General features: G+C 63.8%; 24 protein-coding genes. 15 read left to right on the top strand and 9 right to left on the bottom strand.

The annotated features are described in order from the left end of the window. Window positions 1-59: 59 nt before the first annotated feature. Together BM019_RS29415 and BM019_RS29410 are read left to right on the top strand one after the other, a co-directional pair. Window positions 60-1,025, top strand: coding sequence for a 2-oxoglutarate and iron-dependent oxygenase domain-containing protein (locus BM019_RS29415; RefSeq protein WP_092422455.1), 966 nt, complete (start codon window positions 60-62; stop codon window positions 1,023-1,025). A 213-nt stretch (window positions 1,026-1,238) separates the two neighbouring features. Then, on the top strand, window positions 1,239-2,192 hold the full coding sequence (locus BM019_RS29410) for an adenosine deaminase (protein WP_007923280.1): 954 nt from the start codon (window positions 1,239-1,241) through the stop codon (window positions 2,190-2,192). A gap of 139 nt (window positions 2,193-2,331) precedes the next feature. Here BM019_RS29410 and BM019_RS29405 read toward each other — a convergent pair whose 3' ends face one another. Both BM019_RS29405 and BM019_RS29400 read right to left on the bottom strand, forming a co-directional pair. Continuing rightward, window positions 2,332-3,708 (bottom strand): MFS transporter, encoded by a 1,377-nt coding sequence (locus tag BM019_RS29405; RefSeq protein WP_092422453.1) that lies wholly within the window; start codon window positions 3,706-3,708, stop codon window positions 2,332-2,334. A 109-nt stretch (window positions 3,709-3,817) separates the two neighbouring features. Beyond that, complete coding sequence (locus BM019_RS29400; RefSeq protein WP_062826218.1) at window positions 3,818-4,747, bottom strand: LysR family transcriptional regulator; 930 nt, start codon at window positions 4,745-4,747, stop codon at window positions 3,818-3,820. A gap of 134 nt (window positions 4,748-4,881) precedes the next feature. Between BM019_RS29400 and BM019_RS29395 the strand changes: the two genes are divergently transcribed. The 3 genes from BM019_RS29395 (at window position 4,882) to BM019_RS29385 (ending at window position 6,543) form a co-directional block, all read left to right on the top strand. After that, window positions 4,882-5,172: a putative quinol monooxygenase gene (locus BM019_RS29395; protein WP_062823760.1), complete on the top strand. Its 291-nt coding sequence runs from the start codon at window positions 4,882-4,884 to the stop codon at window positions 5,170-5,172. A gap of 32 nt (window positions 5,173-5,204) precedes the next feature. Further along, window positions 5,205-6,218, top strand: coding sequence for a zinc-binding alcohol dehydrogenase family protein (locus tag BM019_RS29390; protein ID WP_092422451.1), 1,014 nt, complete (start codon window positions 5,205-5,207; stop codon window positions 6,216-6,218). A gap of 145 nt (window positions 6,219-6,363) precedes the next feature. After that, window positions 6,364-6,543 carry a hypothetical protein gene (locus tag BM019_RS29385; protein WP_007923286.1) on the top strand — a complete coding sequence of 60 codons (180 nt, stop codon included), beginning with the start codon at window positions 6,364-6,366 and terminating at the stop codon, window positions 6,541-6,543. On the opposite strand, the gene BM019_RS29380 is transcribed toward BM019_RS29385, so the two are convergent. Next, entirely contained in the window at window positions 6,544-7,740 is a 1,197-nt protein-coding gene (locus BM019_RS29380; RefSeq protein ID WP_009042015.1) for a multidrug effflux MFS transporter, read from the bottom strand. It lies immediately after the preceding gene. A 107-nt stretch (window positions 7,741-7,847) separates the two neighbouring features. Continuing rightward, window positions 7,848-8,045 (bottom strand): heavy-metal-associated domain-containing protein, encoded by a 198-nt coding sequence (locus BM019_RS29375; protein ID WP_007923288.1) that lies wholly within the window; start codon window positions 8,043-8,045, stop codon window positions 7,848-7,850. 148 nt (window positions 8,046-8,193) lie between these two features. Between BM019_RS29375 and BM019_RS29370 the strand changes: the two genes are divergently transcribed. The 3 genes from BM019_RS29370 (at window position 8,194) to cueR (ending at window position 11,542) form a co-directional block, all read left to right on the top strand. After that, window positions 8,194-8,577, top strand: a complete 384-nt coding sequence (locus BM019_RS29370; protein ID WP_009042014.1) for a hypothetical protein — start codon at window positions 8,194-8,196, stop codon at window positions 8,575-8,577. 164 nt (window positions 8,578-8,741) lie between these two features. Then, window positions 8,742-11,138 (top strand): heavy metal translocating P-type ATPase, encoded by a 2,397-nt coding sequence (locus BM019_RS29365; protein ID WP_092422449.1) that lies wholly within the window; start codon window positions 8,742-8,744, stop codon window positions 11,136-11,138. Beyond that, window positions 11,135-11,542, top strand: coding sequence for a Cu(I)-responsive transcriptional regulator (gene cueR, locus BM019_RS29360; RefSeq protein ID WP_053259511.1), 408 nt, complete (start codon window positions 11,135-11,137; stop codon window positions 11,540-11,542). Before BM019_RS29365 ends, cueR begins: the two co-directional genes overlap by 4 nt. A 174-nt stretch (window positions 11,543-11,716) precedes the next feature. On the opposite strand, the gene BM019_RS29355 is transcribed toward cueR, so the two are convergent. Both BM019_RS29355 and BM019_RS29350 read right to left on the bottom strand, forming a co-directional pair. Continuing rightward, window positions 11,717-12,613, bottom strand: a complete 897-nt coding sequence (locus tag BM019_RS29355) for a PA4780 family RIO1-like protein kinase (RefSeq protein ID WP_007928734.1) — start codon at window positions 12,611-12,613, stop codon at window positions 11,717-11,719. A 292-nt stretch (window positions 12,614-12,905) separates the two neighbouring features. Beyond that, on the bottom strand, window positions 12,906-14,183 hold the full coding sequence (locus BM019_RS29350) for an acetyl-CoA C-acetyltransferase (protein WP_009042011.1): 1,278 nt from the start codon (window positions 14,181-14,183) through the stop codon (window positions 12,906-12,908). Between the two features lie 119 nt (window positions 14,184-14,302). Here BM019_RS29350 and BM019_RS29345 point away from each other — a divergent pair, with 119 nt between their 5' ends. Both BM019_RS29345 and BM019_RS29340 read left to right on the top strand, forming a co-directional pair. After that, window positions 14,303-15,655 carry a 3-oxoacyl-ACP reductase gene (locus BM019_RS29345; RefSeq protein ID WP_092422447.1) on the top strand — a complete coding sequence of 451 codons (1,353 nt, stop codon included), beginning with the start codon at window positions 14,303-14,305 and terminating at the stop codon, window positions 15,653-15,655. 2 nt (window positions 15,656-15,657) lie between these two features. Further along, window positions 15,658-16,512 carry a MaoC family dehydratase gene (locus BM019_RS29340; RefSeq protein WP_092422444.1) on the top strand — a complete coding sequence of 285 codons (855 nt, stop codon included), beginning with the start codon at window positions 15,658-15,660 and terminating at the stop codon, window positions 16,510-16,512. Window positions 16,513-16,519: 7 nt separating this feature from the next. On the opposite strand, the gene BM019_RS29335 is transcribed toward BM019_RS29340, so the two are convergent. Further along, entirely contained in the window at window positions 16,520-16,969 is a 450-nt protein-coding gene (locus BM019_RS29335) for a DMT family transporter (protein ID WP_007928728.1), read from the bottom strand. Between the two features lie 373 nt (window positions 16,970-17,342). Here BM019_RS29335 and BM019_RS29330 point away from each other — a divergent pair, with 373 nt between their 5' ends. The 4 genes from BM019_RS29330 (at window position 17,343) to BM019_RS29315 (ending at window position 22,179) form a co-directional block, all read left to right on the top strand. Continuing rightward, window positions 17,343-18,995: a collagen-like triple helix repeat-containing protein gene (locus BM019_RS29330; protein ID WP_092422441.1), complete on the top strand. Its 1,653-nt coding sequence runs from the start codon at window positions 17,343-17,345 to the stop codon at window positions 18,993-18,995. Between the two features lie 198 nt (window positions 18,996-19,193). Continuing rightward, window positions 19,194-20,864 (top strand): ShlB/FhaC/HecB family hemolysin secretion/activation protein, encoded by a 1,671-nt coding sequence (locus tag BM019_RS29325; RefSeq protein WP_092422438.1) that lies wholly within the window; start codon window positions 19,194-19,196, stop codon window positions 20,862-20,864. A 249-nt stretch (window positions 20,865-21,113) separates the two neighbouring features. Beyond that, window positions 21,114-21,599, top strand: coding sequence for an Hcp family type VI secretion system effector (locus BM019_RS29320; protein ID WP_092422435.1), 486 nt, complete (start codon window positions 21,114-21,116; stop codon window positions 21,597-21,599). Between the two features lie 85 nt (window positions 21,600-21,684). Continuing rightward, window positions 21,685-22,179 carry a DUF4225 domain-containing protein gene (locus tag BM019_RS29315; RefSeq protein ID WP_092422432.1) on the top strand — a complete coding sequence of 165 codons (495 nt, stop codon included), beginning with the start codon at window positions 21,685-21,687 and terminating at the stop codon, window positions 22,177-22,179. A gap of 110 nt (window positions 22,180-22,289) precedes the next feature. On the opposite strand, the gene BM019_RS29310 is transcribed toward BM019_RS29315, so the two are convergent. Then, a complete protein-coding gene (locus BM019_RS29310) occupies window positions 22,290-22,703 on the bottom strand; it encodes a response regulator (RefSeq protein ID WP_009042004.1) in 414 nt (137 codons plus the stop codon). A 74-nt stretch (window positions 22,704-22,777) separates the two neighbouring features. Continuing rightward, entirely contained in the window at window positions 22,778-22,993 is a 216-nt protein-coding gene (locus tag BM019_RS29305) for a Flp family type IVb pilin (RefSeq protein ID WP_092422429.1), read from the bottom strand. Window positions 22,994-23,315: 322 nt separating this feature from the next. On the opposite strand from BM019_RS29305, the gene cpaB reads away from it, so the two are divergent. Further along, entirely contained in the window at window positions 23,316-24,251 is a 936-nt protein-coding gene (cpaB, locus tag BM019_RS29300) for a Flp pilus assembly protein CpaB (RefSeq protein ID WP_092422426.1), read from the top strand. Window positions 24,252-24,268: the final 17 nt, after the last annotated feature.

Here is a 24,268-nt window from a genome sequence, read left to right as displayed (position 1 = left end):
AGATCGATCGCAGCCTGCGGCAGCGGCTACAGGGCAATGGATACCTTGAGAGCATTTATATGAACCAGCTGCCAATCATCGACATCAGCCCGCTCTACGGCGGCGACGCCCAAGGCTGGAACAGCGTCGCCCAGCAGATCGACCGTGCCTGCCGCGAGTGGGGGTTCTTCTATATCAAGGGCCACCCGATCACCTCCGGGCGCATCGGCCAGTTGCTCGACGCCGCCCGGCATTTCTTCGCCCTGCCGGCCGCCGAGAAACTCAAGATCGATATCACCCAGACCCGCCACCATCGCGGCTATGGCGCGATCGCCACCGAGCAGCTGGACCCGGACAAGCCAAGCGACCTCAAGGAAACCTTCGACATGGGCCTGCACCTGCCGGCCGACCATCCCGAGGTGCTCGCGGAAAAACCGTTGCGCGGCAGCAACCGGCACCCGGATATCGCCGGCTGGGAAACCCTGATGGAGCAGCACTACCTGGACATGCAGGCCCTGGCCCAGACCCTGTTGCGGGCCATGACCCTGGCCCTGGGCATCGAGCGCGATTTTTTCGACCGCCGCTTCAAGGAGCCGGTCAGCGTCTTGCGCCTGATCCATTACCCGCCGCGGCACACCGCCAGCAGCGACGAACAGCAAGGCGCCGGCGCCCACACCGACTACGGCTGCATCACCCTGCTCTACCAGGACAGCGCCGGCGGCCTGCAGGTGCGCAATGTCCAGGGCCAGTGGATCGACGCCCCGCCCATCGAGGGCACCTTCGTGGTCAACCTCGGCGACATGATGGCGCGCTGGAGCAACGACCGTTACCGGTCGACGCCGCACCGGGTGATCAGCCCGCTGGGGGTGGACCGCTACTCGATGCCGTTCTTCGCCGAACCCCATCCGGATACCCGCATCGAATGTCTGCCCGGCTGCCAGGATGCCGGGCATCCGCCGAAGTACCCGGTCACCACCTGCGCCGAATTCCTCTTGTCGCGGTTCGCCGATACCTATGCCTATCGCCGGGAACCGCAAGCGTCCTGATCGCCCGGCTGGTCAGGTTTTGCCGAATAGTCCGCGTGCGCCTGTAGAATGCCTGCCCTTATGGGCGCGACTGGAACCTGACGCGCCCGCGCAGCCCTGGGGAAACCCGGGGCCGGCGCCTGTCATCGAACCTTGCGGTAGGCTTTTCGCCGCAGGATGATGGAGCGCAATACGTTCACGCAGCGCTCGACTGCACCTGATGAGATCACACCCATGTACGACTGGCTGAACGCCTTGCCCAAGGCCGAACTGCACCTGCACCTCGAAGGATCCCTGGAGCCCGAGTTGCTGTTCGCCCTGGCCGAACGCAACAAGATCGCCCTGCCCTGGAGCGATGTGGAAACCCTGCGCAAGGCTTATGCCTTCAACAACCTGCAAGAGTTCCTCGACCTGTACTACCAGGGCGCGGACGTACTGCGCACCTCCCAGGATTTCTACGACCTGACCTGGGCCTACCTGCTGCGCTGCAAAGAGCAGAACGTCATCCACACCGAACCCTTCTTCGATCCGCAGACCCACACCGATCGCGGCATTCCTTTCGAAGTGGTGCTCAACGGCATCGCCAGTGCGCTCAAGGATGGCGAGCAGCAACTGGGCATCACCAGCGGCCTGATCCTCAGCTTCCTGCGGCACCTGAGCGAAGACGAAGCGCAGAAAACCCTCGACCAGGCGCTGCCGTTCCGCGAAGCCTTTGTCGCGGTCGGCCTGGACAGTTCGGAAATGGGGCACCCGCCGAGCAAGTTCCAGCGGGTGTTCGATCGGGCCCGCAGCGAAGGTTTCCTCACGGTCGCCCACGCCGGTGAAGAAGGCCCGCCCGAGTACATCTGGGAAGCCCTCGACCTGCTGAAGATCCAGCGCATCGACCACGGCGTGCGCGCCTTCGAGGACGAGCGACTGATGCAGCGCATCATCGACGAGCAGATCCCGCTGACCGTCTGCCCGCTGTCGAACACCAAGCTCTGCGTGTTCGATCACATGTCGCAGCACAACATCCTCGAGATGCTCGAGCGTGGAGTGAAGGTCACGGTGAACTCCGATGACCCGGCCTACTTCGGCGGCTACGTCACCGAGAACTTCCACGCCCTGTACACCCACCTGGGCATGACCCAGGACCAGGCCAAACGCCTGGCGCAGAACAGCCTGGATGCGCGGTTGGTCAAGCCGTAAACCGCCATCGCGGGCAACCTGCCCGCGATCCCCCTGTAGCCGCTGCCGAAGGCTGCGCTCGACCGCGAAGCGGGCGCCGCTCCTGAGGGCCTCGGAAGGTTCTTCGAACCTTATCGCAGCCTGCGGCAGCGGCTACAGATCAAACGCCGACTTCGCTCAACTCTTCCAGCGTCTTGCCCCGGGTCTCCATCCCGAACAGCCAGACCACCGCCGCGGCGACCGCGAAACACAGCGCGCCCAGGGCGAACACCCCACCCTGCCCGGTCATCGGGAACACCACGCCGGTCACCAAAGGACCGAGCAGCGACCCGATGCGCCCCACCGCCGAGGCGAACCCGGAGCCGGTAGCCCGCGCCGAGGTGGGATACAACTCAGGCGTATAGGTGTAGAGCACCGCCCACATGCCGAACAGGAAGAACTGCATCAACAGGCCGGAGCTGATCAGCAACGCCACGTTGCCGCCGAACACCGCACTCTGCCCGTAGAAGAACGCCATGACCCCACCGCCCAGCAAGGTGATCACGCACACCGGCTTGCGCCCCCAGCGCTCCACCAGCCAGGCGGCCATGAGGAAACCGGGAATCCCGCCGAGGGAAATCAGCACCGTGTAGTACACCGACTGGGTCACGGCGAAACCCGATTGCTGCAACAAGGCACTGAGCCACGAGGTCAGGCCATAAAAACCCAGCAGGGCAAAGAACCACACACTCCAGATCATCATCGTGCGTTGGCGATAGAGCGGCGACCAGATCTCGCGCAAGGCCGAGAAGAAGTGCCCCGGCACGCTCTCCACCCGCGGCAGGCGCACCGGCTCGGGCAGGTCCGCGTGCTGCAACGAGGCGCGGACCTTATCCTCGATCCGCCGCAGCACCTGGTCGGCATCGGCGTGCCGCCCGGCCTGCTCCAGCCAACGCGGCGACTCGGGGATGAAGAAACGGATCGCCAGCACGAACACCGCCGGGATCGCCAGGACCAGGAAGATGTCGCGCCAGCCGATCAGCGGCAGCAGGAAGTACGAAAGTACGCCCGCCGCGACAAAACCCAGCGGCCAGAAGCCGTCCATCAAGGCGATATAGCGCCCGCGCCGCTTGGCCGGGATCATCTCCGAGAGCATCGACTGGGCGATGGGAAACTCCATGCCCATGCCGATCCCCAGCAGCACCCGGAACAGGGTCAGGCTGTCCACCGTCTGCGCCGTGGAGCACAGGTAACTGGCGATGCCCCAGAGCACGATGCTCCACTGGAACACCGGCTTGCGCCCGAAGCGGTCGGCGAGCATGCCCGACAGCGACGCGCCGACCACCATGCCGAAGAAACTCGAACTGGCCAGCAGGCCGGCCTGGGCCGTGCTCAGGCCGAACTCGGCTTTGATCGAGCCGAGCAGGAACGTCATCATCGCCAGGTCCATGGAGTCGAAGAAAAACGCCAGGGCGATGATGATGAAAATGACCCGGTGATAACCGCTGATGGGCAAACGCTCCAGACGCTCTGCCGCACTGTATCCCTGACTTGCCATGCCCCGTCCCCCCGATTGAATGGTCTGCAATCGAGTGTGCAAGATCGACGCCGCCGCTCAGTGCTGGATGCGACCTGCCCGCACCCGGCAACGACGCCGCTGGCCAGGGTCAGTGATCGGCGTGGGTTGGCTTGGGGTAATGCGCGGAAACTTCAGCGCAGCGCGCCTGCAACATGTCCCGCAGCAGCTTCACCGGTTTGCTCAGTTGCGCCCGATGGGCGCACAACAGGTTCAGCGGTGCCCATTCGCAGCGCAGCTCCGGCAGCAGCACCTTGAGCCGCCCGGCCAGCACATCGGCCGCCACGTCGAGCCAGGATTTGTAGGCGATACCCCGCCCCGCCACCGCCCACAGGCGCACCACATCGGCGTCGTCGCTGAAACGATCGCCGCTGACCGTCAGGCCGACCTCGCGCTTGCCGTCGTGAAAACTCCAATGGTCATGCACCCGGCTGCCGAGCATGTAGAGCAGGCAATTGTGCTGGGCCAATTGCTCCAGCTGACGCGGCTCGCCGTGGCGGGCCAGGTACTCGGGGGCGGCCACCAGCACCCGGCGGTTCTGCGGCGCGACCGGCAAGGCCACCAGGCTGGAGTCTTCCGGTTCGCCGTAACGCAGGGCGATGTCCACCGGCTGGCGAAACAGGTCGGCGATACGGTCGCCCAGCAGCAGGCGCAGCGTGAGTTTGGGGTGTTCCAGCTGGAACTGGTCGAGCCAGGGCAGCAACAGATTGCGGCCGAAATCCGAGGGCGCGGACAGCTGGAGAACGCCGCTGACCTGATCCTGCCCGCTGGCCAGCAGGCGCCGGCCTTCCTCCAGGTTGCTCAGGGCCGCGCGGGCGTATTCGAGAAACCCTTCGCCCTCGGCGGTCAGGCGCAGGCTGCGGGTCGAACGCGCCAGCAGCCGGGCGCCGAGCTGCTGCTCGATACGCTTGAGGGCCGCGCTGGCCACCGCCGCCGACAGGTCCATGACCCGCGCCGCGGCGGACAGGCTGCCGAGGTCGGCGGCGCGCACGAACAATTGCAGGTCATCGAATCGCAGCATCTGGCTCACCGGGCATTATCAAAAAAATATTGAAAGAGACTGCTGTTTTAGCCGGTTTTATCTTCCGGGGAAATGACCAATGATCGGCCTACCGTCATATCAGCTCGTCACACCAGCCTTTGAAGGAACTCCCTATGTCGCAAGCCTTTACCGTCATCGCCACCCTGGTCGCCAAGAGCGGCCAGCAGGCCGTGCTCAAGCGCGAACTCAGCGCCCTGGTACAACCGAGCCGTGAAGAAGCCGGCTGCCAGTACTACAACCTGCACCAGGACGCCGAGGCCCCAGGCACCTTCTATGTACTGGAACGCTGGGATGACGAGGCGGCCCTGGAGTTTCACAACGCCACACCGCACTTCCAGCATTTTCTCAACCAGACCCGCGAGGCGATCGAGCACTTCGAGCTCAAGCGCCTGCTGCTCCTCTGACCCAACCTTCATCTTCATCAGGAACCCCCACCATGAAAGCTATCGCCTACTACGCCTCCCTGCCGATCGACGATCCCCTGTCCCTGCAAGACATCGAACTGCCGGAACCGCTCGCCGGCCCCCGCGACCTGCTGGTGGAAGTCAAAGCCATCTCGGTCAACCCGGTGGACACCAAGGTCCGCCAGAACGTCCAGCCTGAAGGTGGCGCCGCCAAGGTGCTGGGCTGGGACGTGGCCGGGGTGGTCAAGGCGGTGGGCAGCGACGTCAGCCTGTTCAAGGCCGGTGACAAGGTGTTCTACGCCGGCTCGATCGCCCGCGCCGGTGGCAACAGCGAGCTGCACGTGGTCGACGAACGCATCGTCGGCCATATGCCCAAGAGCCTGGGCTTCGCCGAAGCCGCCGCCCTGCCGCTGACCGCGATCACCGCCTGGGAACTGCTGTTCGAACGCCTGCAGATCGCCGAAGGCCAGGCCGATCGGCAGCAGAGCCTGTTGATCGTCGGCGCGGCCGGCGGCGTCGGTTCGATCCTCACCCAACTGGCCAGCCAGCTCACCGGGCTCAAGGTCATCGGCAGCGCCTCGCGCGCCGAAACCCAGGGCTGGGTACGCGAGCTGGGCGCCGACCTGGTGATCGACCATAGCCAGCCGTTGAGCCAGGAGTTGAAGAAAGCCGGCCAGGCCAGCGTCACCCATGTCGCCAGCCTGACCCAGACCGAGGCGCACCTGGATGAACTGGTCGAGGCCCTCGCGCCCCAGGGCCGACTGGCGCTGATCGACGATCCGCAAACCCTCGACGTGACCAAGCTCAAGCGCAAGAGCCTGTCGCTGCACTGGGAGTTCATGTACACCCGCTCGCTGTTCGAAACCGCGGACATGCAGGAGCAGCACAAGCTGCTCAATCGCGTCGCCGAGCTGATCGACGCCGGCACCTTGAAGACCACCCTCGGCGAGCACTTCGGCACGATCAACGCGGCCAACCTGCGGCGCGCTCACGCGTTGCTGGAAAGCGGCAAGGCCAAGGGCAAGATCGTGCTCGAAGGCTTCTGAGGCGGGGAGCGGATGGCGTCCTGCCTGCGCTAAAAAGGGGCAGGATGCCGTCAGTCCGAGAGTTGATCCTTGTCATACTTGTGACCGTATTCGGGTCTACACTGGGGGCCTTTGCAATGCAGTCTTTTACGCTAGGAGGTCAGCAATGAAGATCCTGATAAAAGAATTGGCAAAATCCAAAGGCACCCAATGGCAGGTTCAACTCGACCAGCATGCGGTGACCTTCCGCAGCGAGGCCGAAGCCCGAGCCTTCGCCAATACGCTGGAAACGCGTCTGCAAGCCCCCCACCGCTTCCCCGAAAGCCAACAACGCGCCGCCGGCTGATTACAGCTGGGCGGCTTGCAGCGCCCTGGCGTTCTGCAATTTGCGGGTGACCATCGCCAGCGTCACCACCAGAATCCCACACAGGCTGATGACCGTTGCCATCGGCACGGCGCTGCCATCGTGCAACACGCCCACCAACGCCGCGGCGCCGGCCGCCACGCTGAACTGCAGGCAGCCGAGCATCGCCGAAGCACTGCCGGCCCGCGCGCCCTGACCGTTCATGGCGCAGGCCGAGGCATTGGGAAGGATGCAGCCCAGGCTGGCGATACAAATGAACAGCGGTGCCAGCAGCGGCCAGAGTTGTGCCGGGTGCAGCGAACTGACGGCGAGCAAGGCCAGGCCACCCAACAGGTAGATCCACACCGTGCGTGCCAGCAGGAAGGCCGGGCCACGCTTGGCCAGCAACCGCGCATTGATCTGCGCCACCAGGATGAAGCCGCCGGCGTTGATCCCGAAGAACCAGCCAAAATGCTCGGCCGGCACACCGTAGAGTTTGATGAAGACAAAAGGCGAACCGGCGATGTAGGCGAACATCCCGGCGATGGCGATGCCCCCGGTCAGGGCATGGCCGAGGAACACCCGGTCAGCCAGCAACCGACCGTATTGGCGCAAGGCCCCGGACAACGGCTGGCGCGGCACATGGGCCGGCAGGCTTTCCGGCAAGCCCAGGGCTACCGCCAGGCCGGCCAGGGCACTGAACAGGGTCAGCATGATGAAGATCGACTGCCAGCCGTAGAGATTCACCAGCAGGCCGCCGAGCATCGGCGCCAGGATCGGCGCCAGGCCCATGACCAGCATCAGCTGGGAAAACACCTTGGCCGAACCCACCGCATCGCACTTGTCGCTGACCACCGCCCGGGAAATCACCATGCCCGCGCAGCCACCGAGCGCCTGGACGAACCGCGCGCCGATCAGCCATTCCAGGTTCGGCGCGTAGGCACAGGCCAGGGACGCCAGGGTGAACAGCCCCACCCCGGCCAGCAACGGGATGCGCCGGCCGAAGCGGTCGGCCACCGGGCCGTAGGCCAGCTGGCCGATGGACAGGCCGAGGAAGTAGGCCGCCAGGGTCAGCTGAACGTGTTTTTCATCGGTGCCAAAGGCCAGCGCCATCGCCGGGAACGCCGGCAGATAGAAGTCGATGGCCAGAGGACCGAAGGCGCTCAGGGCGCCGAGAATCAGGATTGTGCGAAGGTTCATCAGGCATCCAGGTGCGGGTCGGTCGGCAGCCCGACAGTTTATCCGCGCTTGGAGGCCTTGAACATTCCGATAGGTCGCTAACTATTAAAAAGACCGGCTAAATCCGCTCAGGCCAGCTTGACCGCATAGCCTTCTTCGCTGATCAGGCTGATCACCTCGTCGGCGGACAAGCGGCTTTCCACACCCACTTCCCGGGCCCCGAGATCGACCTTGACGCTGGCTGCCGGGTCCTTGCTCTGCACCGCCTGGGTAATGGCCCGGACGCAGTGACCGCAGGACATCCCTTCGACATTGAACACTTGCATGACGCTTCTCCTGTAGTGAGGGTTGTCGCCAGTCTCGACCTTGCCATCATGGCAAGGTCAAGTTCCGGATGCATCTGCCGGGCTGGCAATCGGCGACGCGCTCGGCCAAGCTTCACCCCTCAACGACACGACACTAGGAGATTCAGCCATGCGCTGGTCGGTTATCAGCCTGTTCAGCCTCCTCGGCCTGATCGCGGCATCCCCTTCGGTCAACGCCGCCGGTGAGGACTACGGCGTCCTGATCATTTCCCGGGAACGCCTGGAAGTCGCCACCTCCTGCGAAATCGGCCTGTACATCGAGGACCAGTTGGCGGGCCGGCTGTTCCAGGAACAAGCCACGTCCTTCAACCTGCCGCCGGGCAAAGTCTCGCTGCGCCTGAAACTGCTGCCGGGGCAGATGCCGGGCTGCAACCCGGGCATGCTCGCGCCAAGCTCCCAGGACATCAGCCTCAAGGCCGGCGACGTGCTGAAGTTCCGCATCGCCATGAGCCCGTCGGGCCTGCACCTCCAGCGCACCGGCCTGGGATACTGAGGCCCCGGGTCGTCACCTGCGCCCTGTCCCTCCCCGGAATCGGCACGGGCGACGATCCGGGCGCTACCCCCGAGACAGATTGAAGCCCCCCGCACCATGGCGCTTGACCTTGCCAGCATGGCAAGGTTGATCCTGTAGACCACCGTTTACAGGGAGTGTCAGTGATGTCCGAATCAACCACCTTTGACCTGCCGATTGCCGGCATGACCTGCGCCAGCTGCGCCGGGCGCGTGGAACGCGCCTTGAGCAAGGTCGCAGGCGCCGCGGCCGTCAGCGTCAACCTCGCCACCGAACAGGCCCGTGTCCAGGCGCCCAGCGACAGCCTGCCGGCGCTGATGGCCGCGGTGCAGGATGCCGGCTACAGCGTGCCGGCCCACAGCCTGGAGCTGAATATCGGCGGCATGACCTGCGCCTCCTGCGTCGGCCGTGTGGAACGCGCGCTGGCCAAGGTGGCCGGGGTCACCCGGGTCAGCGTCAACCTGGCCAACGAACGCGCGCACATCGATCTGCTGGGCCAGGTCGATAGCGCCGACTTGATCGCCGCCGTCAGCAAGGCGGGCTACTCCGCCACCCTGTGGCAGGCCGAACACCCCGAGCGCGACGATCAGGAACAACGCCTGCGGCGCGAACGCTGGTCCCTGGTGCTGGCGATCCTGCTGGCCCTGCCGCTGGTACTGCCCATGGTGGTGCAACCCTTTGGCCTGCACTGGATGCTGCCGGCCTGGGCGCAGTTCGTCCTGGCCACGCCGGTGCAATTCATCTTCGGTGCGCGTTTTTATATCGCCGCCTGGAAAGCCGTGCGCGCCGGCGCCGGCAACATGGACCTGCTGGTGGCCCTGGGCACCAGCGCCGGTTACGGCTTGAGCCTCTACCAATGGGCCATCACCCCCGCCGGCGGCATGCCGCACCTGTACTTCGAGGCCTCGGCCGTGGTCATCGCCCTGGTGCTGCTGGGCAAGTACCTGGAAAGCCGCGCCAAGCGCCAGACCGCCAGCGCCATCCGCGCCCTCGAAGCCTTGCGCCCGGAACGGGCGATCCAGGTCATCGATGGCCGTGAGCAGGAAGTGGCGATCAGCGCCCTGCGCCTGAACGACCTGGTGCTGGTCAAGCCCGGCGAGCGCTTCCCGGTGGACGGTGAAGTGGTCGAAGGCCAGAGCCATGCCGACGAAGCCCTGATCAGCGGTGAAAGCCTGCCGGTGCCGAAACAACCCGGCGACCCGGTCACCGGCGGCGCCATCAACGGCGAAGGCCGACTGCTGATGCGGACCCTGGCCCTCGGCGCGGAAACCGTGCTGGCGCGCATCATCCGCCTGGTGGAGGACGCCCAGGCCGGCAAGGCACCGATCCAGAAACTGGTGGACCGGGTCAGCCAGGTGTTCGTGCCGGCGGTGCTGGTGCTGGCCCTGGCGACGCTGATCGGCTGGTGGCTGTATGGCGCGCCGCTGGAAACCGCGCTGATCAATGCGGTCGCGGTGCTGGTCATCGCCTGTCCCTGCGCACTGGGGCTGGCCACGCCGACCGCGATCATGGCCGGCACCGGCGTCGCCGCCCGCCACGGAATCCTGATCAAGGACGCCGAAGCCCTGGAGCGCGCCCATGAAGTCAGCACGGTGGTCTTCGACAAGACCGGCACCCTGACCTCCGGCACGCCACGCATCGCCCACCTGGATGCGGTCGATGGCGACGAAGACCGCCTCCTGCAACTGGCCGGCGCCCTGCAACGCGGCAGCGAACACCCGCTGGCCAAGGCGGTTCTCGACCTGTGCGCCGAACGCCAGCTGGCGGTGGCCGACGTCAGCGCCAGCCAGTCCCTGACCGGCCGCGGCATCGCCGGCACCCTGGACGGCCGCCAACTGGCCCTGGGTAACCGGCGCCTGCTGGAAGAAAGCGGCCTGCAGGCCGGCGACCTGGCGGCCTCGGCCCAGGCCTGGGAAACCGAAGGCCGCACCCTGTCCTGGCTGATCGAACAACAACCGCAATCGCGGGTGCTGGGCCTGTTCGCCTTTGGCGACACCCTCAAACCCGGCGCCCTGCAAGCAGTGCAGCAACTGAGTGCGCGCCATATCGGCAGCCACCTGCTGACCGGCGACAACCGCGGCAGCGCCAAGGTGGTCGCCGAGGCCCTGGGCATTACTGACGTGCACGCCGAAGTGCTGCCCGCCGACAAGGCCGCCACCGTCGCCGAACTGAAAAAGACCGGCGTGGTGGCGATGGTCGGCGACGGCATCAACGACGCCCCGGCCCTGGCCGCCGCCGATATCGGCATCGCCATGGGCGGGGGGACCGATGTGACGATGCACGCGGCGGGGATCACCCTGATGCGCGGCGACCCGCGCCTGGTGCCGGCGGCCCTGGAGATCAGCCGCAAGACCTATGCGAAGATCCGCCAGAACCTGTTCTGGGCCTTCGTCTACAACCTGATCGGCATTCCGCTGGCGGCGTTCGGCCTGCTCAACCCGGTGCTGGCCGGGGCGGCCATGGCGCTGTCCAGCGTCAGCGTGGTGAGCAATGCGCTACTGTTGAAAACCTGGAAACCCAAAGACCTGGAGGACGCCCGATGAACATCGGCCAAGCAGCCCGCAAGAGCGGCCTGAGCGCCAAGATGATCCGCTACTACGAGTCCATCGGCCTGCTCCGGCCGGCCCATCGCAGCGACAGCGGCTACCGCCTGTACGGTGACGACGACCTGCACAGCCTGGCCTTTATCAAGCGCTCGCGGGACCTGGGCTTTTCCCTGGAGGAAGTGGGCAAGCTGCTGACCCTGTGGCAGGACCGCCAACGCGCCAGCGCCGATGTCAAAGCCCTGGCCCGCCAGCACATCGACGAGCTCAACCGGAAAATCGCCGAGCTGGCCGGGCTGCGCGACACCCTGCAGGACCTGGTGCAGCACTGCCACGGCGACCATCGCCCGGATTGCCCGATTCTCAAGGACCTGGCCTCCGGCGGATGCTGCACGCCCCCATGACCTGTAGCCGCTGCCGCAGGCTGCGATCGCTCTGGGCGGTACTCCGTGCGAAGAGGACATGTTCTTCGTGATCGCTGGAAGGCTCTTCGAGCCTTATCGCAGCCTATCGGCAGCGGCTACGTGATTCACGGGTACAAAAAATCCGGCTATTGCCGGATTTTTTGTACCCGTGAATCACTGCATCCAGGGCGGAGGCGGTGGTTCCTCGGACTTGGCCGGTGGCGCGTCGTCGGCCATGCGCATGGCCTGGCGCCGTTCCTCGTCCAGGCGCGCCGCCTCGATCTCCCGCAGCACGCCGCCGACATCCGCCAGTTCTTCCGGATCGTCGAACTCGCCGGTCAACACGCTGGCCGGGTGCAGGGTGCCGGCTTCGTACAGCGCCCACATCTCCTTGGCGTAGCGGGTGCGTTTGAGCTCCGGGGCGAAACGCCCGAAGTAGGACGCCATGTTGCCGACATCCCGCTCCAGCATGCTGAAGGCGTGGTTGTTGCCCGCCGCATCCACCGCCTGGGGCAGGTCGATGATCACCGGGCCGTCGGGGGTCAGCAGCACGTTGAACTCGGACAGGTCACCGTGCACCAGGCCGGTACACAGCATCAGCACGATCTGGGAAATCAGGAAGGCGTGATATTCGCGGGCCTGATCCGGCTCCAGCACCACGTCGTTCAGGCGTGGCGCGGCATCGCCGTATTCATCCGCCACCAGCTCCATCAGCAGCACGCCTTCGAGGAAGTCGAACGGCTTGGGCACCCGCACGCCGGCGTTGGCCAGGCGGAACAGGGCCGCCACTTCGGCGTTCTGCCAGGCGTCCTCGGTCTCCTTGCGCCCGAACTTGGACCCCTTGGCCATCGCGCGAGCCTGACGGCTGTTGCGCACCTTGCGGCCTTCCTGATACTCGGCCGCCTGACGAAAACTTCGTTTGTTCGCCTCCTTGTAAACCTTGGCGCAACGTAATTCGTTGCCGCAGCGCACCACATAAACAGCTGCTTCTTTACCACTCATGAGTGGGCGCAGCACCTCGTCGACCAGACCGTCCTCGATCAGGGGTTCAATGCGTTTTGGAGTCTTCATCAGCTTTTATCAGGGGTCCTTTATTACCAAACACGCGAATGTCACTCGTTATACGGCAATCCTCGCACCACGGGGAGAGGTTACCGACCTACGACAGTGCCGATGCACTCAATGTGCCAGGTCAACCCGTCATGTCGACAGGCTCGACCGACCAGGATCATAGCCCAGTGCTCGGCGGCTGCCCGTTACTAAAGGCCGGGGTATAGGTAACAGAAGCTGACGAGTGCTTCGCGCTCGATCGCGAGCAAGCTCGCTCCTACCGGGGGCCGCCACTGCGCAAACACCTGGCCCCTCAGCGCTCGACAATCGCCGTCACACCCTGGCCTCCGGCGGCGCAGATTGAAATCAGGCCACGCCCCTGCCCCGCCACTTCCAGCAGCTTCGCCAGGTTGGCGACAATGCGCCCGCCGGTGGCGGCGAACGGATGCCCGGCGGCCAGCGAGCTGCCTTTGACATTCAGCCGGCTGCGGTCGATGGAACCCAAGGGCGCGTCCAGCCCCAGGCGGGTCTTGCAGTAGTCCGCGTCCTCCCAGGCCTTGAGCGTGCACAGCACCTGCGCGGCGAAGGCCTCATGGATTTCGTAGTAATCGAAGTCCTGCAGTGTCAGGCCATTGCGGGCCAGCAAGCGCGGCACCGCGTAGACCGGCGCCATCAGCAGCCCTTCCGCGCCGTGGACGAAATCCACCGCCGCCGCTTCGCCGTCGCGCAGATAGGCGAGGATCGGCAAGCCACGTTCCTTCGCCCACTCCTCACTGCCCAGCAGCACCAGGGACGCGCCATCGGTCAGCGGCGTGGAGTTGCCCGCGGTCAGGGTGGCTTTGTCGCCGCGTTCGAACACTGGTTTCAACGATGCCAGCTTTTCCAGGGTCAGGTCCGGGCGCAGGTTGTTGTCGCGGGTCAGGCCGAGGAAGGGGGTCATCAGGTCGTCGTGCCAACCCTCGGCATAGGCGGCGGCCATTTTCTGATGGCTCTCCAGCGCCAACTGGTCCTGCTCGTCGCGGGGAATGTTCCAGGTTTGCGCCATCCGCTCGCAGTGCTGGCCCATGGACAAGCCGGTCCGCGGCTCGCCATTGCGCGGCAGTTCCGGCTTGAGGTGCCGGGGGCGCAGTTGCAGGAAGGTCATGAGCTTATCGCCCAGGGTCTTGCCGCGGTTGGCTTGCAGCAGGATCTTGCGCAGCCCCTCGTTGACGCCGATCGGCGCATCCGAGGTGGTATCGACGCCGCCGGCGATGCCGCATTCGATCTGCCCCAGGGCGATCTTGTTGGCCACCAGCAACGCCGCTTCCAGGCCGGTGCCGCAGGCTTGCTGGATATCGTAGGCCGGGGTGGTCGGCGACAGCCGCGAGCCGAGCACGCATTCGCGGGTCAGGTTGAAATCCCGGGAATGCTTGAGCACCGCGCCAGCGGCCACTTCGCCCATGCGCAGGCCGTGCAGGCGGTAGCGTTCGATCAGGCCTTCCAGGGCCGCGGTCAGCATGGCCTGGTTGCTCGCCGTGGCGTAAGGCCCGTTGGAACGGGCAAAGGGGATGCGGTTGCCGCCGATAATCGCAACACGACGCAGCTGAGTCATGGAAAGCTCCCTATTCTGTAAGTGGCACAACCGACAAGCGTAGGTTGTATCTCATGGATCGAACGACCAAAGGCCCTTCGTGGTCCACACTTTGAACCCCGGTTCCTGGAGCGTGTTCCATGTCAGATCGTTACATCGACTTCGCCAACTCGTCCATCGGCCACCGCCTGGTCGGGGCCCTTGGCCTGCCGTCGCCGGTGCGTCTGGAGCGCTGGCAGGCCGGCCGCATGCGTCCGGTCGAGGGTGCGCTGCTGATCGGCGGCGGCCCGCTGACCCAGCAGGTCGGCGCCATCGCCCCGCGGCTGACCGAGAGCATCTACAGCTACGGCACCGATCCGACCCTCGCCACCGCCTGGATTCCCGGCCACGGCCCCAGGCTCAAGGCCGTGGTGTTCGACGCCAGCAACCTCCTGCAGACCGACCAGCTCAAGCAACTGCGCGAATTTTTCCAGCCGCTGATGAAGAACCTCGAACCCAGCGCGCACCTGGTGATTCTCGGCCGCGCCCCGGAAACCCTCGGCGATCCATTCGCCGCCAGCGCCCAACGCGCCCTGGAGGGCTTCAGCCGTTCGCTGGCCAAGGAGTTGCGCGGTGGCGCCACCCTGCAATTGCTCTATGTCGGCGAGGGTGCCGAAAGCCAGCTGGAAGGCGCGCTGCGCTTCTTCCTCTCGCCGAAAAGCGCTTACATCTCCGGCCAGGCGATCCGCCTGAACCCCTGCGCGACCCAGGTCCAGGACTGGACCCGGCCCCTGGCCGGCACGCGGGCACTGGTCACTGGCGCGGCGCGCGGCATCGGCGCCTCGATCGCCGAAACCCTGGCCCGGGATGGCGCCCAGGTGGTGCTGCTGGACGTGCCCGCCGCCAAGACCGACCTCGAAGCCCTGGCCGCGCGCCTCGGTGGCCACGCGATCACCCTGGATATCTGCGCCGAGGACGCCGCGACCCGGCTGGTGGAACAGTTGCCGGACGGCATCGACATCGTGGTGCACAACGCCGGCATCACCCGCGACAAGACCCTGGCCAACATGACCCCGGAATTCTGGGACGCGGTGCTGGCGGTCAACCTCAATGCCCCGCAGGTACTGACCAAGGCCCTGCTGGACAGTGGCACCCTGCACGACAATGGCCGGCTGATCCTGCTGGCGTCCATCAGCGGTATCGCCGGCAATCGCGGGCAGACCAACTATGCGGCGAGCAAGGCCGGGCTGATCGGCCTGGCCCAGTCCTGGGCCCCGCTGTTGCAAGAGCGCGGCATCAGCATCAACGCCGTGGCCCCGGGCTTTATCGAAACCCAGATGACCGCGCACATTCCGTTCGCCCTGCGCGAGGCCGGGCGGCGCATGAGTTCGCTGGGGCAAGGCGGCCTGCCGCAGGACGTCGCCGAAGCCGTGGCCTGGCTCGCCCAGCCGGGCAGTGGCGCGGTCAGCGGACAAGCGCTGCGAGTCTGTGGGCAAAGCGTATTGGGAGCGTGAACATGAGCCTGCAATGGCATGAGCTGGATACCCCACCGAACCTGCCCGAGCTGTACTGGAAGGCCGCGATCCGCCGCAAGATCACCGGCACCGAGCTGCCTGAGTATGGCCTGCGCCGCCAGGTGAGCGTGCAACCGGCGAAGCTTGCGGCCTATCGCCAGGTCTGCGGCTTTACCGAGAACGGCCTGCTGCCGCCGACCTATCCCCATGTGCTGGCGTTCGCCCTGCAGATGCAATTACTGACCGCCAGCGACTTCCCCTTTCCGCTGCTGGGGCTGATCCATCTGGCCAACCGCATTCGCGTGCTACGGCCCATGGGTGGGGTCGGCAACTTGAGCATCGGGGTGCGTGCGGACAACGTGCAGCCCCATGCCAAAGGCGCGGTTTTCGATCTGTTGACCTACGTCGACGACGCCCTGGGACCGCTGTGGGAAGCACAAAGCCGGATGCTCTGTCGGGGTGTGCAACTGCCGGGCGAAGCACCGGCCGAAGAGCCGTCGGCCGAGGCCAGCCTCAGCGAGCTGACGCGCTGGCAAGCCCCCGCCGACATCGGCCGGCGTTACGCCCGGGTATCCGGCGACTACAACCCGATTCACCTGAGCGCCATCAGCGCCCGAATGTTCGGTTTCCCCCAGGCCATCGCCCACGGCCTGTGGAACAAGGCGCGGACCCTGGCGGCATTGAGCGAACATTTGCCGGCGGCCCCTGTCGAGATTGCCGTGGACTTCAGAAAACCAGTGCGCCTGCCCAGCGAGGTGTGCCTGCTGGCAAGCGCCGCGGGCTCGAGCGGTGACCTGCGCCTGACCGGCGCGGGCGACCTGGAACACATGAGCGGGCACTGGCAGCCGCTGGCCTGAGCCCGCCTCAACCGCGACGAATCAGGAACACGCCCGCCAGGATCAGCACCAGCCCGGCAATCTTGCCGAGGCTGATGGGGGCCTCGCGAAACCCCGCCCAGCCGAAATGGTCCAGCGCCAGGGCCATGCCCAACTGCCCGGCGAGTACCAGGGCCATGAACAGCATTGCGCCGATCCGTGGCCCGGCGAAGGCCGCGGTGGCAATGAAAAACGCCCCCAGCAGACCGCCGCACCAGTGCCACCAGGTCAGGCTTTTCAAGGCCGTCAGGCCGGGCACTTCGCGCTGGGCCATGGCCAGGACCAGCAAGGCCACGGTGCCGACAAAAAACGAGATCAGCGCCGCCGCCAGCACGCTGGAAACCTGCTTGGCCAATTGGCCGTTGATTCCCGCTTGCAGGGGTAAAAAAGCACCGGCAATCACCGGCAGGCAAAGCAGCCACCAGACAGGGGCAGGCATAAAGTTTCTCCAGAAAAAAAGCCAGGCTGCGGATTATAAGGCAAGTTGACGCCAAATCCGTGGCGGTGCCGCCAGGCAATTAATTGTATATATATAACTTTCGTTTAAGCGCCCTAAGAGTTTTCACTTAAAAACACAACATACTGATTAATAACATCTTTTAAAAAACATATGCGCTTACCACACCTTTGGTATTAGTCCCTCCGCAGGAGCAAAAACAGCCGATATATAAGTTGTTAATACCAAGTTGAGAATGGTGAAAAAAAGCACTTGGACCTTTTATAGCGACTACGGACGAAAACATCTCCAGCAACAGAACTGGGGAGTTATCGAAGACAACAAAACGTTGTAACAGGTGCAAGGAATCTCACTCATGAAAACTCAAGTCTGGTTGAAAACAAGCACAGCGCTGGCCCTGATCCTGGCCCTCGGCCTGACCGGTTGCAGCAGCGGCGGTGGCGGCCACAAGAGCAGCTCCGGCAGCTCCTCGCCCGACAGCGCGGCAGGTACCGACAGTGGCTCTGGCGGCTCCGGCGATGGTTCGGGCGGTGCCGGCGGCACCGGTGGCGGCACCGCGGGCACAGTCGGGACCGGCGGAATCGATGGCGGCACTGATGGTACAGGCGGGATCGGCGGCGGGACCGGTGGAACCGGCGGCGGCACTGCAGGGACGGGTGGCACTGGCGGGACCGGAGGCACGGGTGGCGGTACCGGTGGAGGGGGCGGCACCGACCCGACCAACCCAACGGATCCGACCGACCCGACAACCCCCACCACTACCCCGTTGGTCACCTCGACCCTGGTGTCCGACCTCGGCACCACCATCAGCGGCGTCGGCGACGGTGTCAGCACCCTCAGCAGCGCGCTGGCTCCGCTTCCGGTAGTCGGTGGGGTCCTGCAAAGCGCGGTGAACACTTCCGGCAATGTGGTCGACACCGTAGGCGATGGCCTGACCAACGGCCTCGGCCAACTGGGCAGCGATCCACAGGCCTTGAGCAAGACCACGGCCATAGTCGGCAACGTAGTGTCGGACGTCGGCGATGGCGTCTCGGACATCAGCGGCAAGCTGGCCACCAGCACCAGCAGCATTCCCCTGGTGGGCGGCGTGGTCACCAAAGTGGCGCCGGTACTCGACGGCGTCGGCGACAAGGTCAGCATGCTCGGCGACACCCTCACCACCGTGACCAGTAGCGGCCCCCTGGGGACAGTGACAGACAAGGTCGGCAACAACCTGCTGGTGCCGGTCGTCACCCTGGCAGAAGGCCTGACCGGCAAGGTGGTCAGCACCACCGGCCTGAGCGCTCCGGTCGGCGGCCTGATCGACAAGGTGGCAACGACCGTCGACGGCCTGGGCGACAAAGTCACCGCCACGGGCAGTGGCAACACGCTGACCAATACCCTGGGCGGCACCCTGAACAATGTCGCCACCACTATCGGCAATACCAGCAGCCTGACGACCGCCCCGAGCACCGGCGGGGGAACCATTGGCGGCGCCGGCCTGCTGGAAACCGTCGGCGGTGCGGTGGTCAACCTGGGTACCGGCTTGAATGCCGGCAACACCAGCACCCTGGTCAGCGCCACAGGAGTAAGCACAGCCTCGGTCGGCAATGTCGTAGCCTCGGTGGGCGGAGCCCTGGGCGGCACGGGTGTGGCCAATGTCGGCGCCACTGCGCCACTGGCCGGTGTCGGCGCCACGGTCGGCGCAGCGTTGAACCCGGTCACCACGACCGTCACCGGCCTGACCCAGCAAGTAGGCGCCACGACCGGCACCGGCACCCCCATCGCCGGTCTGCTCACCCAGGTAGGCGGCGCCGTCAGCGGTGCGGGTACCACGATCACGGCAAGCGCCCCTAACCCTGTGGTGACTGCCGTGGGCCAGACCGTTAACACCCTGGGGGCCACGGTCACCTCGGTCGGGACCCTGGTCGACGGTGGCACTGCCAGCGGCAGCGGGACCACGGGCACCACCGGCGTGCTGGGCGGTGTACTCGGTGGCTTGACCGGAACCCTGGGCGGCACCCGATAAGCGTTTTGCACCTGGCCGATTCGACGGCCCTACCTACAGCGCCTACGCTTGGTTGGAGACGAGGGATTCGATTGAGTCTCTCGTCTTTTTCTTGCCTGGAGCATGACGGTTGCAGTCCTTGATCAAGGCCAAGACCCTGACAAGCGCCGCCGATTGAAGTACCTCTCGCGTTGCTGCGACTTGACCATGGAGTGTCCTATGCGCGCTTTGGCTCCCTTGCTGTTAGTCTCGCTTTGCTCATACGTCCACGCCGAAAACCTTCCCAGCTTTCTCAATAGCAACGAAACCATCCGCAACCTGCCGGTACCCAACCTGCCGGCCGACGCCTACCGACCCACGACCCCGGCGCCCAAACTGGCGCCCCCCACGGAACCCCAGGCCCAGCCCCTGATGATGGGCACCACAGTCAACGTCAGCACCGTGCAGATCGAGGGCGGCACCCTCTATCCGCTGAGCGAGCTGGCAGAGATCTACAAGCCGCTGATCGGCCATGAGAGCACCCTGGGGCAACTGATCGAAGCCACCCGGGAAATCACCCGCCGCTACCAGCAGGACGGCTACCTGTTGTCCTATGCGTTCCTGCCGCAACAGAGCTTCGACCAGGGCACCGTGCGCGTGGTCCTGGTGGAGGGCTACATCAAGGACTATCAACTGCAGGGCGATATCGGCCCGGTCTCGGCCTATCTCGACAAACTGGTGGCAAAACTCAAGGCCGAACGGCCGCTGACCCGCAAGACCTTCGAGCACTACACCACCCTGATGAGCCGCATTCCCGGGGTCACCCTGCAAGCCCAGGTGCCGCCACCGGGAACCACCGACGGCGCGGCCTACCTGATTGCCCAGGCCAGCCGCAAACCGTTCACCAGCAGCCTCAGCACCACCGACGACAACCGCAATGGCCTGCAAGCACTGCTGGCGGTCAGCAGCAACTCGCAGACCTCCATGGGCGAGCAGGTAACCCTCAGCGGCCTGTTCCCGCCGGGGGACGATCACGAGCGCTACTACCGCCTGGACTACAACCAGTTTCTCAATGACGAAGGCACCCAGCTGAGCCTGTACGGCACGCGCTACCGCGCCGCCCCGGGGACCAATGTGCGGCTCGACAACGGCCTCGAACTCAAACCCCACCGGGAGAACGACCGCTACTCCATAGGCTTGAGCCACCCGGTCATCGCCGCGCCCAACGAGCTGCTGATCCTGGGTTCGCGCCTGTATGCGGTCAACGACAAGACCCGCTATCAAGTGGTCGGTTATCCGCAGAGCGTCGAACTGAAAACCGACATTCGCGCCCTGGCCTTCGAGGGCGACTGGCGCAAGGCCAACGCACGCCAACTAAGGATTCTCAGTGCCGGGGTGTACCAGGGGCTGGACGCCCTGGGCGCGAAGACCAACGACAACCTGTACGACCTGGACTTCTTCCGCGTGCGCCTGTCCGGCGTGCAGAGCGACAAGTTCTTCGACAACTGGCAAGGGGTGCTGTCGGCGGCCCTGTACTGGAGCCGCGACAACCTGCCCGACAGCGAGCGCGCGGTGTTCGGCGGGCAGAACTTCGGCCGTGGCTACCCCGACGACCAGGCGTCCGGCGACAAGGGCTGGGGCGCGGCCTACGAGGTGAACTACAGCTTCAATCGCGAAGACCGCTGGCTGCGAATCCTCCAGCCGTACGTGGTGCTGGATCGCTCGCGGACCTGGTTCAACGAACTGCCGGTCAAGGGCAACGACCTGTCGTCGGCCGCCGTCGGCCTGCGCTTTGGCGACGCCAAGTACTACAACATCTCCCTCGAAGCGGCCAAGCCAATGTCCGATGAAGCACTGGACACCCACAACCGGCGTCCGCGCTACACCCTGAGTTTCAGCTACCAGCTGTAAGCCTCCCCACAAAACAGGCACAACAAAACGACCCGCTCGCAGGCGGGTCGTTTTGTCCGAGCAACAATCAGAATAAGCCCGGACGCTCTGGTTTCTCGACCTGCCCATAGACTTACCAGGCCAGATTCTTTACGGAGCCTCTGTCGGATTCAAGTTCGAATATTTCGCATAGATTTTCGGAAATGCCTTACAACACACCTGCTCCGCCCTGCAATAGGATTGTTCGGCTGACTAAAAGGAGTGTCACGTATGGCTAACCACGGTTACATGACCATCACCGGCAAGACGCAAGGACTCATTTCTGCAGGTTGTTCAACCCAAGACTCTATTGGTAATAAGTGTCAGGCAGGACATACCGACGAAATCATGGTGCTGTCTTACAGTCACAACATGGTTAATATCGGGAACATTAATAAACCAACACACAGCCCAATCATAGTAACCAAAAACATTGATAAGTCCTCCCCACTCATCGCTCAAGCCCTCTCAAGCAGAGAGGAAGTAAACTGCACTATCAGCTTTTACCGAGTATCGTCTTTTGGCATGCAGGAAAAATTCTACTCCGTTTCGATCAGTGGTGGAGTTATTGCCGACCTGACACTTGAAGTGCCCCACGCCCTATTGCAGAACGACGCTGAACCGCAAGAGCATGTCGCCATTCGTTATAGGGAAATCACCTGGACCCACCACTCTGCCGGGACCAGTGGACACAGTACTTGGGGAAACAACGAATGAGGCTAATAGATGACAATTGCACGCCCAGCAGTTGTGATTACTGGCTGGTCAGTGAGCGAATTTTGAAGCCGATGTGGCCTATGGAATGATTGACTTGAGTTCGTCAGCCTACGGTATAGGTAGAATGGTATTAAAACTCGATGCTTGGCGTTTGTTTAGGTACGTGAATACGGACTATGTTAGAGGGTATCAACAAGCTACGCGAGGAGGCTTTATCTTCGATAGATTGATGGACAGTGCGACTGCAAAAACCATGTATACGCGTGCCATCCTTCTAATGAGTAATTTTATTTTCTACCCCATCTTCGTGCTGATAACGGTGCTTCTGTACTGGCCTTCCTACTGGGCATACTTCGCGTTTTCAGGTCGAAATTTTTCCCCATTTAAGTTCTGGGGAGTTGGTATCTATAACGTACTGTTCGGCTCTATTCACGTTTTTTTTGTGCAAGACAGCACGCTACCATTTGTGGGGCGCGTAGATAACTCCGTAATGGGCTGGCTATCCCTTGTCATGATATTTGTCTATGCGTTTACCCTTCCAGCTAATTGGGAACGAAAACGTTGGTTTTCACGAAAGTGAACTCACGCCGAATCAATACCCGACCAAGAGGGTATTTCAAAGAGGCACCCTAGTTATCCGCCTACAGGTCATCTTCTGGATTACGCAGTGGCCCTGGAAGAAAGGGAAACTCAAGGACTGACCAGGTGAATGCGTGGCTGCGGGAACAGCGTGTTCAGGGTTTCCAGCAGGCGCACGTGGTAGATGGGTTTGCGGAACAGGTCCAGCACTTGCAGGCGCAGCAGGTCGCTGACGTCATCCATGTCGGCATGACCCGAGGTGACGATCACCGGCAGGTGCTGGCGGGAGGTGTGGTCGCGCAGGCGCCTGATCAGCGACAGGCCACTCTCCTCCGGCATGCGCAGGTCGGTGATGACCAGCGCGATGTCCGGGTGTTGAGTGAGATGGGCCAGGGCAAGCTTGACCGAGGTCGCGGTGAAGCAGCAAAAGCCTTCACCTTCCAGCAATTCGGCGAGCTCGAGCAGAGCGTCCTCTTCATCGTCCACGAGAAGAAGCTGCTGGCGTGGAAACGAAGAGGAGCTCATGGGCAATACCTGAAAGTGATCGCGTACAGAGGATATCGACGCTTCGATAAAGCCTTGAGGGCCCGCATTACGACTTATTCTTCTTCGGTTCCTTCTAACGCCGATTGCAGAGTCTCAAAGGTACCGGTGATAGCGGTCGATATATCAGGTACGAATGCCGCGATGGCCACGGCCACCATACCGGCGATAAGTGCGTATTCGATCCCCGATGCCCCTTCGTTATTCTTCAGCAAACGCATGAGCCGGGAGGCCTGGAGGGTGATCCATTGGGTAGCGAGAATGAAGAACATCTGGTTTCTCCTCAATGCACTGAGTGTTGCAGCGTTGCAACATGATTCCCCTGTGCCACCACAGCATTGTCAACAAACTTCCAGCCAACAACTGTAAGAACGAATTAATCATTAAGTATTAGCTCGTTCCTTTGGCGTCAAAAAAAACGCGACATCGGACAGGGCACGGATGAGCCAAGTTATTTTCTCGACAGTAATGGCGTTTTGTTGCAGCTGTTCTACCTTCAAATAGCGAAATAGTTGCTTGTTCATAGCTGCCTGATTGCGAAATTGACTCATTGGATGTGCGAGTCGGTAATGCAGCGGGAAAGGGAGAGCCATCATGAACAGTCGTATCACTATGGGGTTGGCTGGGGTGTTTCTGGTGGGGGCTCTCATTGCCGGTTACTGGGGCCTGGCATTGAGTCGCCGTCCCGCAGCGCAACCTGTAGCGCAGCCTTCCGCCGTCGTGCAAACCGTCGCTGCTTCCGCCGAAGATGCGACACGCCAGCCCGTCGCGGTGCTGGTACGCGATATACCTCCGTTCGTTCCCATCAAGGCCGGCGATGTCACCCTGGAGCGGCTGCGCACCGCGCCCGCCGGCAGCCTCAAAAGTCTCGATCAAGTCATCGGACGCACGCCATGGCGGGCACTGCCGGCGGGGACCTGGCTGAGCGAGGAAAGCTTCGAAGCCGGGGGCAGCGTGGCCCGCATGATCCGTGCCGATGAGCGCGCCCTGGCCGTCGCGGTAGACGAAGTCATCGGCGCCAGCGGGCAACTGAGCCCTGGCGACTACGTCGATGTGCTGCTGTTCCTGCGCCAGGACAGCAACAACCTGCTGCCCTCGGCCCAGGTCGTGGTGCCGGCCCTGCGGGTGCTGGGCATTGGCGAGCAACTGGGCCTGACCAACGATGGCAAGCCGGGCTCGCCGCCCGCCAGTGCCGAGGAAAAGCTCAAACAGGATCAGCGTCGCCTGAACGCGCGCAGCGTGTTGCTGGCCGTCCCGGAACCCTTGCTGAGCCGCTTGATGCTCGCGGCTCAAGCCGGCGTGCTGCGCCTGGCGGTACGCAGCGCCGACGAGAAACGCCTGGCGCATTACTGGGCCGGCGAAAAAAGCGCGTCGAAGCATCTGCAAAACGCCGACAGATCCTTGATCCAGTTCAACCAGCTGGCCCTGTCCACCTCCCCTCCCTCCACCGGCAGAACCTTCGACGCCGCAGCGCGTCGCGCCCAGATAGAAGTCATACGCGGCATCGAAGCGAGTCAACAAACACCCTGATCATGCAAGGACACCTG

The sequence above is a fragment of the Pseudomonas sp. NFPP07 genome, from assembly GCF_900115645.1.
Taxonomy (GTDB): domain Bacteria; phylum Pseudomonadota; class Gammaproteobacteria; order Pseudomonadales; family Pseudomonadaceae; genus Aquipseudomonas; species Aquipseudomonas chlororaphis.
This window is presented reverse-complemented; position numbering and strand designations above follow the sequence as displayed.